The organism is Amycolatopsis roodepoortensis (assembly GCF_024628825.1).
GTDB classification, from domain to species: Bacteria; Actinomycetota; Actinomycetes; order Mycobacteriales; family Pseudonocardiaceae; genus Amycolatopsis; species Amycolatopsis roodepoortensis.
The window spans coordinates 5,742,729-5,754,935 of the sequence record NZ_CP102415.1 but is presented as its reverse complement, the minus strand read 5'-3'; the positions used below and the strand labels follow the sequence as shown (position 1 = coordinate 5,754,935).

Below are 12,207 nucleotides of genomic sequence, written 5' to 3'. Positions count from 1 at the left end.
CGTTTCGTCCTCTGAATGCGGTCCTTGCACACGCAAGTACCGCGTCCAGAGGACGAAACGCGGGCGATTACTGGGGGTTCTGGGGCTGCTGGTTCTGGGGCGGGTTGTCGGGGGTGTCGTCGAACTTGTTGATGAAGCCCTTCGCCTTCTCGACCCCGGAGTCGATCTGCGAGTCGTGACCGGAGAACTTCGACTTCGCGAAGTCCGCCGCCTTGTCCAGGCCGCCCTCGATCTTGTCGTTGTGCTCGCGGAGAGCGTCGGTGGCCTTGTTCTTCAATTCGTCGAAGTTGATGCCCATGGCCACATCGTCACACAGGAACCGGCCGGCACGCCCTGGCGATCACCCGTCGTGGGGACGCTCAGAACGGCCGGTCGCCCACGATGGCGACGCGTTCGGCCACGCGTGCGTGCGGGTGGTAGTCGTTGACGGCGTAGTGCTGGGTGGCGCGGTTGTCCCAGAACGCCACCGAACCAGGCCGCCAGCCGAAGCGCACCTGGAACTCCGGGATATGCGCCCGGCTGAACAGGTACCGCAGGAGCCGGTCGCTCTCGTCGCGGTCCATGCCGACGATATGCGTCGTGAACGCCTGGTTCACGAAGAGGGTGCGGCGCCCGGTCTCCGGATGCGTGCGGACGACCGGATGCTCGACCGGCGGGAACGCTTCCTGGTGGCGCAGCAGCAGTTCCGGATCGGAGAAGCGGTCGAAGCCGGGGATGAAGTCGTGCACCGCGGTCAACCCGTCGATCCGCTCGCGGACGTCTTCCGGCAGGTTGTCGTAGGCGGCGGCCATGTCGGCCCACATCGTGTCGCCGCCGACCGGTGGGACCTCGATCAGCCGCAGCACCGAACCGAGCGCGGGCTCTGGCCGGAACGTGACGTCCACGTGCCAGATGTTCTCGAACGCGGGCATGCTCGCCGAGCGGGTGAACCGGGTGGTGTCCTCGGTCTCCCCCTTCGGGATGAACGGGTTCGTCTCCAGTTCACCCCAGTTGGCGGCGAACGCGCGCTGGTGCGCCGAAGTGATGTCCTGGTCTCGGAAGAACAGCACCTTCCACTCCAGCAGCGCGCGGTTCAGCTCGGCGTGGAGAGCGGGCGTCAGCGGGCGGGCGAGGTCGACGCCGCCGATCTCGGCACCGATCAGCCGTCCCAGCGGGCGCAACGCGAAAAGCTCGTACGGGCGTTCTTCGGCACCCTCCGGCAGGCGCCGCAGCAGCCGCGGCCCTTCGAGGATCCCGCCGTCGGGGACGGTCGCGGGGCGGAGGCGGACACGGTCGGGCAGTGCGATGGACATACGTGCTCCCAGGGATTCACCGGTCGGATGACTTGGCGAGATGAGGAGCTACGCGGGCGGGGAACCCAGCCGTCCACGGCGCAGGAGCAATGCGGCGACGCCTTCGCCGGCCGAACGCGTCGGCGCGGACTCCCAGTGGACGGACACGTGGCCATGGTGGGCGTGATTTGGCGTGCGGTCAACAGCGTCCATGAGGCGGGACGATCATCGCCTCCGTTCGGAAGGGAAGCTTCCCGACCACGTGTTCCGCTCCTCGCGCGGGCGCAGCGCCTCGGCCAGCACCCACTGCGAATGCGTCGTGCCGCCCCGGCCGACCGGACCGAGCTGGAAGGTGACCCAGCCGACCCAGTGTCCCGTCGTCGTCGCCCGCCACATCCCCAGCAGCCCGGGGACGACGCCGGTCAGATCCAGGCCGTCGGGCAGGCGGGTCTTCACCGCGCCGACGGGGTACACCAGCTTGAGATCGACCCAAACGGGCTGGTTGGGCCGCACCATGTGCAGGTGACGCGGCCCCGGCGGCAGCGTGTCACCAGTGTCGAGCATGCGTCGATTATGCGTGAAAACTCGAACATTAGTTCGAGACGATGCTCACCATCCCCCATCCGGGTGGGAGGAGGTCTCAGGCGCGGCGGTGGTATGGCAGGAACCGCCGGACCAGCCGCAGCGGCGCGCGTTCGACGAGGTCGGGGCCGCGCACGGCGTCGAAGGCGGCGCCGATCTGGTCGACGACGCCGGACAGCTGGTCGTTGTCGGGCATCGGCATCTCCGCCGGGTCCCGTTCCTCGCGGACGGCGGCCGCGAGTTCGGTGAGGGCGGCCGTCAGGAGGGCGATGTCGGCGTCGGGCGGGGCGGGGGCACCGCGGCCGAGGGTGACGCCGACCTCGGTGACGGCGTCGGCGACGCGTTCGAGCCCGGCGATCACCGGCCACCAGGCGACGGCCTGCCGTCCGGCGGCGGAGGGTTCGACGACAACCTGCTGGAACGCGGTCCGCAGGTCGGCCAGTGCGCGGTAGGCGCGGCGGCGGGCGCGAGAACGTTCCAAGCGCGCTTCACCCGATGGCGCGAGCACGAGCCCCTTGTCGACGTATTTCACCAGGCTGTCGAGGCTGTCGGCGAGCCGTCCGCCGACCTGCGGCCGACGGCTGCCCGGCCAGAGCAGGTAGCCGAAGAGCAGGACGATCGCGCAGCCGAGCACGGTGTCGACGAGCCGCGCGAGCACGATGTCCCAGCTTCCGGTGCTGGCGAGGTCCATCTGCAGGATGATCAGCGGGGTCACGAAGGCGCTGAGGATGCCGTAGTTGCGCACCTTTCCGACCGCGACGCCGCCCGCGAACACGGCGATCAGGAGGACCAGCAGCCAGCCTTCGCCGCCCGCGGCGAGGACGGCCGCGCCGATGCCCACCCCGATCACCGTGCCGATGCCGCGCAGCACGGCGCGGCCGAACACCGAGCCGAAGTCGGGTTTGAGGACGATGCCGACGGTGAGCGTGATCCAGTAGGACCGTTCGAACGGGACGAGCAGCGCGACGACTTCGGCGATCGCGACGCACAGCGTGAGGCGGAGCGCGGCGAACCAGGTGAGCGGACCGGAGACGAGCGACCCCGCCCAGCCGCGAAGGCGTTTGTGCCACGGCTGCACCTCACGCCGTTTCCGGTTGTCGCCCTTGCCGATCCGGGCGAGCCCGGCGTAGAGCGCGGCGAGGACCGGGTCGGCGTCTTCGGGCGCTTCGGGCGGCTCGGGCAGGTCCTGGTTCGCGAGTACGGCCGCCGACGTCGCGACGAAGTGGTCGATCACGTCGTCCGGGGCGTGGCGGCCGGCGTTGACCATCGCGACCGACGCCTCGACGGCGGGGGTGCTGGCCGACAGCAGGTTGAGCAGCTGGCGGTACGTGGCGTCGCGGCCCGACAGCCAGGAGCGCGCGGTGAGGAGCCGGTCGTACGCGGTGTTCATCGCGGTCGTGAGCTGGTGGCGCGCGACGCGGGAGGTGGCCTCGTCGGTCGCGGAGAGCATCGCGGCCAGTTCGACGTAGACGTGCGCGACGGCGCCGCGTTCGGGGCTGGTGGCGCGGAAGGTCCAGGTGGCGAGCGCGACGAGCAGGCTCCAGGCGGCGCCGGCGCAGAAGTAGCCGAGGAGCACTTCGACGCGGAGGCCGGTGACGTGCTGGCCGGTGCCGAGGACGCAGAAGACGAACATCTGGAGCCCGGCGACCGACGCGTTGCTGCCCGCCGCGCTGATCAGTGCCGAGATCGCCGCGACCCCGACGACGACCGGGATGGACGCGGCCGGGATGCCGCCGGTGACCAGCCCGGCGAAGTAGCCGAGACCCGCGGCCGCGGTGGCGCCGCCGAGCCGCCGGGCGCGATAGCGGTACGGGCCGGCGGATTCGGAAAGGACGGTGGGCAGGGCGCCGGTGGAGATCAGCGCGCCGACTCCGATGTCGCCGAGCGCGTAGCCGACGGCCAGCGGGACGGCGAGGGCGAGGACGGCGCGGGCGACCATGTTCCAGGGAATGGGAACCGGTGTGCTGCGGAGCAGCTGCACCAGCCAATGTGGTGCGGCGATCTCGCGGCGCGTCGTGCTCACGTCCCTATCTTCACTCATCGGACGGTACGGCCGGAGGTGGCGCGTTGCGAAAGCCACTTTCGCAACGTTGAAGGTTGCGAAAGTGGCTTTCGCAACGTCGGCGGAGGCGGCACTGTCACCCTTGACCACTTATCCGTGGCGGCCGGAACGGTTATCGTCGCCGCATGGGCAAGACGTACTCCTTCGAGGTCAACCGGACGAGCAGCGCCTCGCCCGCTTCCCTGTTCGCGCTGGAGGCCGACGGTTCCCGGTGGTCGGAATGGGCGAAGCCGGTGGTGTTCCACTCGCGCTGGGCGCGGAAACCGGACGCGGGCGAGGTGGGCGCCGTCCGGGCCGTCGGGCTGTGGCCGGTGTATCTCCACGAAGAGACGCTGGAGTACGAACAGGACCGAAAGCACGTCTACGGCTTCGCGGGCCTCGCACCGCTCAAGGACTATCGCGCCGAAGTGTTGTTCACGCCGAACGCTTCGGGCGGCACGGATCTGCGCTGGACCGGCCGGTTCACCGAACCGCTGCCTGGCACTGGCGCCGCCGTCCGCACGGCCCTGCGCGCCGTGATCTCGATCCTGGCCACCCGCCTGGTGAAACACGCGGAACGCACCTGACCCCCCCGCCCTTCCCAAGGGGGGCGACCCCGAGTCCAGTCTACCGGCGATGGGCGCGCGGAAGGGCTGCTCGGCGGAGTTGTCCACAGGGGGCGATGGTTGTGGACAACTCCTGTGGGGAACTGAAGGACGCCATAGCCGTATGGGGCGCGGCGAAAGGAGCTTTAGCCGCGTAGGGCGCGGCGAAGGGAGCTTTCGCCACAGCACGGCGATCGGCGAAGAGAGCCTTAACCACATCGCACGCGGCGAAGGAAGCCTTAGCCACATCGCAAGCGGCGGAAGTCAGCCCGCGCCCAGGCACAGGAACGGGCGCCGCAGCGGATCGGCGGCGGTCGCTTCCGCGAGTGCCAGCGCGGGCGCGGTCCCCGAAGCCAGCCGCCGGTGCAGATCGGACATCGCGGCGGCGGCGGCCTTGTCGCCGACCCGCGCGATCGCGCCGATGACCGTCCGCGAACCACTGGCGAGCAGCGTCCCGGCGAAACCGAGCGCCTCCTCGCCGGGCCGGATATGACTCATCGCGAGTTCGCACGCGGCCAGCACCACCCGCTCCGGCGGCTTCGCGAGCCGGGCGGTTTCGTGTGCGTACAACGGGCCGTCGACGAGCTCCAGCCGCGAGAACAGCGCGTTCGCCGGTTCGTGCGCGCCGTGCGCGACCAGATGCGCCATCCCGGAACCGTCCAAAGCGGACAGTACGGCGTCGCTGGTCGCGTCCTTCCCGTCGACGAGACGGGCTTGCGGGTACACGGTCCGCAGGTTCCGCACCTCACCGACCGAACCCGGCACCCCTGGCCCGCCGGCGAGCAGGACCGGCCCGGAGCTCCGCCGCCCGGACGCGCTCACCCAGGCGGTCGCCGACGGCGCGATCGACACCGGATGTCCGTGCAGTGACGGCAAAGCGCCCCACGGCAACGCGTACAGCGAGCCGATCGGCACGATGATCAGCTCGCGGTTCTCCAGCGTCTTCGCCAGCGACGCCGAGATCAGCTTGTCCAGTTTGTCCGCCCGGCGCCGCGCGGAACCGGTGACGACCTCGACCAGCGGCGCGGGCAGGTTGTCCGGGGCCAGCGCGTCGAGATCCGCGTGCAACTGCCGCGCGGTCTCGACGATCTCCGCGAGCGGCCCCAGCTTCAGCAGCCGGAACCGGCCGCGATCGACGACCACCGCGTACAAGGTGTCGCGATACCCCATCAGGCTGACCAGCACGCGATCGCCGAGCCGCTCCACCACCTCTTCGGGTGTCGAGACGGGACGCGGACGACCCCATTGGCTGGTGTACCAGCCGAGCCGCGTCGCCTCCCGCTGCAGCCGGTCGTAACGCTCCTCGAGCTTCCCGACCGGTTCGCCGGACAACCGCCGCGCCTGGATCGTCCCCTGCACGTGCCGCATCTCGTTGATGTGCCGGGCGAGCGCGGGGTCCTCGATCAGCGGGAGCGGTTCGTAGCGGTACACCTGCGCGCGCGTGCGTTCCAGCCACGCGAACAGGCTCTTCGCGCCGGCGCCGCTGCGCCTCGCCTTCTTGAGCACCAGCGTGAGCGCGAGTTTGCCCAGTTCCTCGCCGTGCGCCGCGGTCCCGCAGACGAGGTCGAGCCCGCCCATGCGGTCGCGGATCTGCCCGAGTTCCGCCAGTCCCGCCCGTGCCTGCGCGAGCGCCGAACGCGGCCGATGCGACGCCACCGCGAGTTCGGCCCGGCACAACCGCAGCTGCATCCGGTGGTCGATCGGCGTGGTCTGCCGCGGTTTCGGTACCTGCGCGAGGAGTTCCTGCGCGGCGACCGTCTCTTCGCGACGGATCAGCAGCCGCACCGCGAACATCCGGGCCGCGCCCGCTTCGTCGCGCAGACCGAGCCCTGCCAGCCGGATGGCGAGATCGGCCAGCCGCTCCGGCAGTTTCGCGGACGGCTTCTTCTCCCGGTCCGCAAGGACTTTCACCGCGTCCGCGCGAAGCCGGGTCAACTCGGCGATCTCCGCCCACCGGCCGTTGCCACGCCGCAGGAAGCTCCGCCGTGCGGACGTCGCGAGCTTCTTCGCGAGGACGTGGTCACCCTCCAGGATGGCTGCCCCGGCTCGCGCGACCTCCGCTTCCGCGACGAGATGGTGCGCGCCGTTGCCCCGGAGTTCGGGGATCGCCTCGTCGAGATGTCGCGCCGCCTCTTCGGCGAGTCCGGCGGTGAGCAGGGCCTTCGCCTGGTCGAGCCGGACGAGCGGCAGCGAGCCGGGCCCGTCGGTGACGAAGATCGAGGCCGCCTGTTCGTAATGCCGGAGCGCTTCGGGGATGTCGCCGAGCAACTGGGCGTGATCACCCAGGTTGTGCCGGATCTTCCCTTCGAGCATCCGGTGCCCGTGTTCGACCGCGATGTCGAGCGCGGCGACGAGATCGGCGTGCGCCGCCTCCGGATTGCTCATCTGGAGATGCAGCCAAGCCCGGTTCACCAGGTTCCGGGTGAGCAGAAGGCTGTGCTTCGCCGCTTCCGCGACGAGGTTCGGCATCGCGGCGTTGTACAGCGCGAGCGATTCGTCCAGGTGCCCGGACCTCATCAGCACCACGGCTCGCTGGAGCACGACGGTGAAGCTCAGCTCGCGTCGGATGTCGCCTTCCGGCAACTGGAGCCGGACCTGTTCCGCCTCGGAGAGCCGGGCGAATCCGTCCTGCTGGGACGCGACCTCCGCCTCCGCGGCCGCCAGGCTGATGAGGATCCGGACGCGGATGGCCAGCCGTTCGACGCTGCCGGATTCGACCGGCCCGAGGCGCGCCAAGCCACGCTGCAGCAACCGGATGGCGGCGCCCGGACCGTGATCGGAGGCCGCGGCCCTCGCCTGACGGTGCAGATCGGCCGCCGCCTCGGCTACGGGATCGACGACAGGAAGCTGCACGGGCACACGCACTATGGGAGCACACCCGCGCCGCATAACGGAACAGCCGTCCGGTTACAGCACCACTGTCGGTGTCACGACCGTCCGGCGACAGGTCACGTCGCCGAGGTGGATCACGATCTGGGTGGTGCCCTGGGGGACGTTGTCCAGCACGAACCGGCCTCCCTCGTCGGCGGTGGTGGAACTCGTGCCGTGCTCGGCGACGCGAACCTCCACTCCGTATTCGCCGGCGGGCACGAGCCAGCCGTCGATCCGGTGCTTCTTGCCGATCTTGGTGAGGTTGATCATCACGGTCAGGTCGCTGACGGTGAAGGTGATCGTGCCGGTGTCGCTGCCACGGACGCCCGCGGTGGCGTCCATCCGTTCCCATCGGGCGACCTCGACGTCGAGGTTTTCGAGCGCGAGCGCGAATTGAACCCGCTGCACCAGGTCTCCCGGTGGCGGGTCCAGTTCGTCCATGAAGCGCCCGATATCGGCGAGCAAGGCCTCATCGCCCGGGGAGGTCATCTCCCCCGGCGTCCCGAGGTCGTTCATCGGCTTCCCCCTTCGTGGGCCAGCAGGTCGCGCATCGATTCGAGGCAACGGCCCCTGGTCGGGCCGACACTTCCGCGTGGCATACGGAGTGCTTCGGCGACCAGTTGGTATTCGGCCCGCCCGGCGAGCACGGTCAGCCGAAGGAGCTGCTGACAGCGGTGCGGCAGGCGGAGGAAGGCGCGCCAGACCCGGCGATCCCGGTCGGCGCGGACGGCTTCCTCTTCGGGGGCCGGGTGGGTGCTCTCCATGCTTTCGGCCAGCTCGTCGGTCAGCGGGACGGGCTGGGCGCGGCGGCCGAAAGGATGCTGCGCTTCGCGTCTGGTGGTGGTGATCAACCAGGCGGCGAGCGCTTTGGGGTCCCGAAGTTTTTCGAGCTGGCTGAAGAGGGCGAGCCACACCGTCTGGACCACGTCCTCGGCGGTCAGGCGGTCGAGCCCGTTCGCGCGCGCGACGTGCCACACGAGCGGGGTCAGCTCGTGCACAAGTCTGTCCATCGCCTGGCGGTCACCGGCCCGCGCCGCGCGCATGCAGGCGGCATGCAGGTCGGCACCGGTCAGTCCTTCCCATGGCGGGTCTACCTCGGTCGTTTGCACGTCGGTCACCGTATCTGCCCCACTTCGGACGTGTCTTCGTGTCGGCGCTGGCAGTATCGCGGGCCCTTCGGGGAGAAGGAGCGTGCAAGAGGCTCTGGGATACATCAAGTCACTAACTTTTTTGTCGAATTTCGGTCGTCCCCCTCGGTCTGGGGTGAAGGACAAAGGCACCGGCCGGCGCGAGTAGGTGTGGACTGCGCACCGGCCGGTCCTTTTTTCCCTCCCCCCGGGCCCGCTCCCCAACGGGCCCGCGTCCGGGCGTCCCCCTCCCCCGAAGGAGCACCCGGAGGCAATGCCCGGAGGCCCCCTCGGCCTCCGGACATCACCTGTCTGTGTTGGTTCAGTTCACCGGCGGTTTGGTGCCGTTCGGGTCCCAGTTGCCGTCGGGGCTGGTGCCGGGACGGGGCGGGACCGGCGCCGTGATCGGCTTCGGCTTCGGGGTCGTCTCTTCGAGGTCTTCGGTGGCCGTGGCCTCGTCGTCGACGGGCGCGGTGTTGGTCTCGGTCGTCATCGGGTGTCCCTCATTTCCTCGACTGCTCCATAGGACGCAATGAGGCTGCCACCAGATACACGCAGAGCCAGCTTTTTCGCGGAAATTTCTCGATCTGTGGCAGGAGGGTGACCTGATCAGCGCTTTTGCCGCGAAAAGGTGCCGCTGAGTAGCCGCCGGCTCACGTCCGCGAGCTGTTCGGCCCAGCGCCGATAACCCTCGGGGCCGGGGTGGAAGCGGTCCTCGGCGAAGGTCGCCGGGTCCAGCATCGCGGCGGGCATCGGGACGTGGACGACGCCGGGCACCAGCGCCAGCCGCGCGGCCGCGGCGTCGAGAACGGCCGACCGCGCGCCAAGGACGTCCCGCAGCGGACGGGGCAGCGACGGGAACCGGCCCATCGGCGGCACGCCCGCGAGCACCACCGGGACCGGGCCGACCCGGCGCCGCACCGCGACGACGAGGTCGAGCAGGTCACGCCGGTAGCGGGCGGCCGAATGCAGTTCGATCGTGTCGTTGACGCCGAGCGCGATCACCACGAGGTCGGCGGGTTCGAGCAGCGGCAGCAGTTCCTCGCGCGCCACGCGGGCGTTGGCGCCGGTCTTGCCGATGGCCTGCCAAGCGACCGCGCCGCCGTCCCGCGCGAGTTCGTCCGCGAGCCGCCCGGTCAGCGCCTCGGCGTGGGTGGCCGCGCCGACGCCGTCCACAGTGGACTCGCCGAGCACCGCGAGCCGCATCGGCCCGCCTTCGCCCGCCACCAGGCCCGTGACCGGCCCCGCGGCGCCGGGCAACCTGGGCGTCGTGCGGCGCACCCGGACGGCTTGCGCGAGCAGGATCGGGGCGAGCACCACCGCACGGCTGATCACCCCGCGACTCTACTTCCGCGTTTCGTCCTTTTGAACGCGATCGTTGCGCACGCGACAACCGCGTTCAGAGGACGACACGCGGGCGAGGTCAGCCCTTGGCGATCGAGACCGTCTGGCGGACGAGCGAGTCGTCGGCGGCCGCGCGGAGCAGGTAGTCGGCGACGTCGGCGCGGTTGATGCTGTAGCTCCCGCGGACGTTGCCGTCGGTGCGGGCGGCGATCACGCCGGTGTGCGGCCCGTTCAGCAGGCGCGGCGGGCGCACGATCGTCCAGTCGAGGTCGCTCGCGCGCACGATCCGCTCGGCGGCGACCATGTCCGCGAAGGCGTGCCGGAGGACCCTGCCCAGGATCGGCTTGACGATGTTCCTGGTGAAGAAGCCGTCACCGTCTACGAACGGCCCGCTGGCGCTCACCAGCAGCAGCCTTCGCGTGCCCGCCGATCCGAGGGCGGCGACCGCGGCGTGCGCCCCGTCGGTGACGACGGTCGTCGGGTTGCGGTCGCGGGAGCCGAGGGCGGAGATCACCGCGTCACGCCCGGACACCGCCTCGGTCAGGGCGCCGTGCTCGGACAGCTCGGCGACGACGACCTCCAGCAGTTCACCTTCGGCGTGTAGTCGGGACGGGTCGCGCACGACGGCCGTGACGTGGTGCCCCGCGGCCAGTGCCTGCTTGACGACTTCGGAGCCGACCCCGCCCGTGGCACCGAGAACAGTGAGCTTCATGGTCACGCCTTCCTGGGTTAGTGAACACTCACCCACTATGGTGAGTGTTCACCCACCACTTGTCGAGCGAACGCTGAGAAGCCCTCAGGAGCGAACATGGGAAGCCGCGAGGAGATCGTCGCCGCGGCGGCGAAGGTGATGCGCGAGCAGGGCTACGCGCACGCCACGACGAAGGCCATCGCGCGGGCGGCCGGCTACTCCGAGGCGTTGCTGTACAAGCACTTCAAGGACAAGACCGAGATCTTCATGAGCGTGCTCACCGAGCGGCTCCCCGCGCTCGGGACGACCCTGGACGAGCTGATGAGGTCCGCGGCGGATAACCCGCTCGTGGAGAATCTCGCCCGGCTGGCGCGGATCACGCTGGCGTTCTACCTGGAGAGCTTCCCCATCTCGGTGTCGCTGTTCTCCTCGCGGGAGCTGCTCGCGACCCATCGGGAACGGGTCACGAACAGGGCGGGCGGGCCGGACGTGCCGCTGGTGCGCCTCTCCGCGTACCTGGGCGAGGAGGTCCGGCTCGGCAGGATCCGCGAGGACGCGGATCTGGACGCGGCGGCGTCCCTGCTGCTCGGGGCCTGTTTCCAGTACGCGTTCCTGGCGTCCTTCGAGGATCGCGAGCCGTCCGCGGAGGAGCTGGACCGGTGGGCGGAAAGACTGGCGGGCACGCTGGTGGCCGCACTGGTCGTGAGTGGCAATGACGGTTCCAACCGTCCTGAACACTCACGAGGTCGCCGCTAGGCTGCTCGGCCGGGGTTGCGCCCATCTCGCCGTGGGCACATACCCCTGGCCGACGCGCGATCCCGCTCTGGTCTCGTGAGTGGCAATGACGGCTCTCACCGAGGGCCTCTTAGCTACATACCGGCTTCCCGACCTGTGAGGGCCTGGGGGCCTGGAGCCGGTGTCGCGAAAGCCAGGACGGTGCCAGGCCCGACGTTGCGAAAGCCACTTTCGCAACGTTGAAGGTTGCGGAAGTGGCTTTCGCAACCCGGCCAAGCCCGGCACCCGGCAGAAACCACGCTACCGAGGGTTCCAACCGTCCTGAACACTCACGAGACCCGATGACCTACTTGCCCTTTTCCGCCCGCATCTCGTGCCACTTCGCGTACATGTCGTTGAGCTCCTTGATCATGAAGCTCAGGAAGTCCCGCATCTCGGCGACCCGTTCACCCGCCGGCGTGTCCGCGCCCAGCGCCGAAACGCCCTCGTCGGCCGCGTCCCGCCACATGGAGATCATGCGGTCGCGCTTCATAAAGGTGGCGTACCAGAGGTCGTCGAAGAGCCGGTAGTGGTCGCGGCGTGAGCCGGGTTCGCGTTCCTTCGCGACCAGTCCGATCTGCTCCAGGTACCGCACGGCCCCCGAGATCGCGGCGGGGCTCACCGAGAGCTGGTCGGCCAGCTCGGCCGCGGTGAGACGGCCGGCGTCGGTGGTCATCAGCGCGGCGAACACCCTGGCGGGCATCCGCTGCATCCCGATCTGGGAGAGCGTGAGGCCCAGGTGCTCCACGTAACGGCGGACGGCGTCCTCGTCTCTCTGGGTGCTCGAAGCACTCTCAGGCGTCGTCGTCATGGCCACATCCTCTCGTACAACCCCCAGAGTGATCACACCATCCATATGTTTTCTTAACTTCACAACTTCGTGAAATCACTGTACCTTCAG

General features: G+C 69.7%; 13 protein-coding genes. 2 read left to right on the top strand and 11 right to left on the bottom strand.

What is annotated here, in order from left to right; genetic code table 11:
- Positions 1–67 precede the first annotated feature (67 nt).
- From NQK81_RS27400 to NQK81_RS27385, 4 genes are all read right to left on the bottom strand, one after another.
- A complete protein-coding gene (locus tag NQK81_RS27400; RefSeq protein WP_257483777.1) occupies positions 68–298 on the bottom strand; it encodes an antitoxin in 231 nt (76 codons plus the stop codon).
- Between the two features lie 61 nt (positions 299–359).
- Positions 360–1,292, bottom strand: a complete 933-nt coding sequence (locus tag NQK81_RS27395; protein WP_257483776.1) for a TauD/TfdA dioxygenase family protein — start codon at positions 1,290–1,292, stop codon at positions 360–362.
- Positions 1,293–1,496: 204 nt separating this feature from the next.
- Positions 1,497–1,835 carry a hypothetical protein gene (locus NQK81_RS27390; RefSeq protein WP_192747584.1) on the bottom strand — a complete coding sequence of 113 codons (339 nt, stop codon included), beginning with the start codon at positions 1,833–1,835 and terminating at the stop codon, positions 1,497–1,499.
- Positions 1,836–1,911: 76 nt separating this feature from the next.
- Positions 1,912–3,876 (bottom strand): FUSC family protein, encoded by a 1,965-nt coding sequence (locus NQK81_RS27385; protein WP_257483775.1) that lies wholly within the window; start codon positions 3,874–3,876, stop codon positions 1,912–1,914.
- Between the two features lie 164 nt (positions 3,877–4,040).
- On the opposite strand from NQK81_RS27385, the gene NQK81_RS27380 reads away from it, so the two are divergent.
- Positions 4,041–4,481 carry an SRPBCC family protein gene (locus NQK81_RS27380; RefSeq protein WP_257483774.1) on the top strand — a complete coding sequence of 147 codons (441 nt, stop codon included), beginning with the start codon at positions 4,041–4,043 and terminating at the stop codon, positions 4,479–4,481.
- A gap of 282 nt (positions 4,482–4,763) precedes the next feature.
- Here NQK81_RS27380 and NQK81_RS27375 read toward each other — a convergent pair whose 3' ends face one another.
- The 6 genes from NQK81_RS27375 to NQK81_RS27350 form a co-directional block, all read right to left on the bottom strand.
- Entirely contained in the window at positions 4,764–7,364 is a 2,601-nt protein-coding gene (locus tag NQK81_RS27375) for a CHAT domain-containing protein (RefSeq protein WP_257483773.1), read from the bottom strand.
- Between the two features lie 42 nt (positions 7,365–7,406).
- Entirely contained in the window at positions 7,407–7,886 is a 480-nt protein-coding gene (locus NQK81_RS27370; RefSeq protein WP_007030725.1) for a hypothetical protein, read from the bottom strand.
- Positions 7,883–8,488 carry an RNA polymerase sigma factor gene (locus NQK81_RS27365; protein ID WP_007030724.1) on the bottom strand — a complete coding sequence of 202 codons (606 nt, stop codon included), beginning with the start codon at positions 8,486–8,488 and terminating at the stop codon, positions 7,883–7,885. The genes NQK81_RS27370 and NQK81_RS27365 overlap by 4 nt, the downstream gene beginning before the upstream one ends.
- A gap of 331 nt (positions 8,489–8,819) precedes the next feature.
- Positions 8,820–8,990 (bottom strand): hypothetical protein, encoded by a 171-nt coding sequence (locus tag NQK81_RS27360; protein WP_185927056.1) that lies wholly within the window; start codon positions 8,988–8,990, stop codon positions 8,820–8,822.
- 116 nt (positions 8,991–9,106) lie between these two features.
- Positions 9,107–9,832 (bottom strand): SGNH/GDSL hydrolase family protein, encoded by a 726-nt coding sequence (locus tag NQK81_RS27355; protein ID WP_257483772.1) that lies wholly within the window; start codon positions 9,830–9,832, stop codon positions 9,107–9,109.
- 88 nt (positions 9,833–9,920) lie between these two features.
- Positions 9,921–10,553 carry an NAD(P)-dependent oxidoreductase gene (locus NQK81_RS27350; RefSeq protein WP_192747579.1) on the bottom strand — a complete coding sequence of 211 codons (633 nt, stop codon included), beginning with the start codon at positions 10,551–10,553 and terminating at the stop codon, positions 9,921–9,923.
- A 96-nt stretch (positions 10,554–10,649) separates the two neighbouring features.
- On the opposite strand from NQK81_RS27350, the gene NQK81_RS27345 reads away from it, so the two are divergent.
- Entirely contained in the window at positions 10,650–11,288 is a 639-nt protein-coding gene (locus NQK81_RS27345; RefSeq protein ID WP_257483771.1) for a TetR/AcrR family transcriptional regulator, read from the top strand.
- A gap of 325 nt (positions 11,289–11,613) precedes the next feature.
- Here NQK81_RS27345 and NQK81_RS27340 read toward each other — a convergent pair whose 3' ends face one another.
- On the bottom strand, positions 11,614–12,117 hold the full coding sequence (locus NQK81_RS27340) for a GbsR/MarR family transcriptional regulator (RefSeq protein WP_126732357.1): 504 nt from the start codon (positions 12,115–12,117) through the stop codon (positions 11,614–11,616).
- Positions 12,118–12,207 lie beyond the last annotated feature (90 nt).

Bases quoted from the DNA above. Each gene is read 5' to 3' on its own strand.
- NQK81_RS27400 (WP_257483777.1), bottom strand. From the start codon at position 298: ATGGGCATCAACTTCGACGAATTGAAGAACAAGGCCACCGACGCTCTC.
- NQK81_RS27395 (WP_257483776.1), bottom strand. From the start codon at position 1,292: ATGTCCATCGCACTGCCCGACCGTGTCCGCCTCCGCCCCGCGACCGTC.
- NQK81_RS27390 (WP_192747584.1), bottom strand. From the start codon at position 1,835: ATGCTCGACACTGGTGACACGCTGCCGCCGGGGCCGCGTCACCTGCAC.
- NQK81_RS27380 (WP_257483774.1), top strand. From the start codon at position 4,041: ATGGGCAAGACGTACTCCTTCGAGGTCAACCGGACGAGCAGCGCCTCG.
- NQK81_RS27370 (WP_007030725.1), bottom strand. From the start codon at position 7,886: ATGAACGACCTCGGGACGCCGGGGGAGATGACCTCCCCGGGCGATGAG.
- NQK81_RS27360 (WP_185927056.1), bottom strand. From the start codon at position 8,990: ATGACGACCGAGACCAACACCGCGCCCGTCGACGACGAGGCCACGGCC.
- NQK81_RS27350 (WP_192747579.1), bottom strand. From the start codon at position 10,553: ATGAAGCTCACTGTTCTCGGTGCCACGGGCGGGGTCGGCTCCGAAGTC.
- NQK81_RS27345 (WP_257483771.1), top strand. From the start codon at position 10,650: ATGGGAAGCCGCGAGGAGATCGTCGCCGCGGCGGCGAAGGTGATGCGC.
- NQK81_RS27340 (WP_126732357.1), bottom strand. From the start codon at position 12,117: ATGACGACGACGCCTGAGAGTGCTTCGAGCACCCAGAGAGACGAGGAC.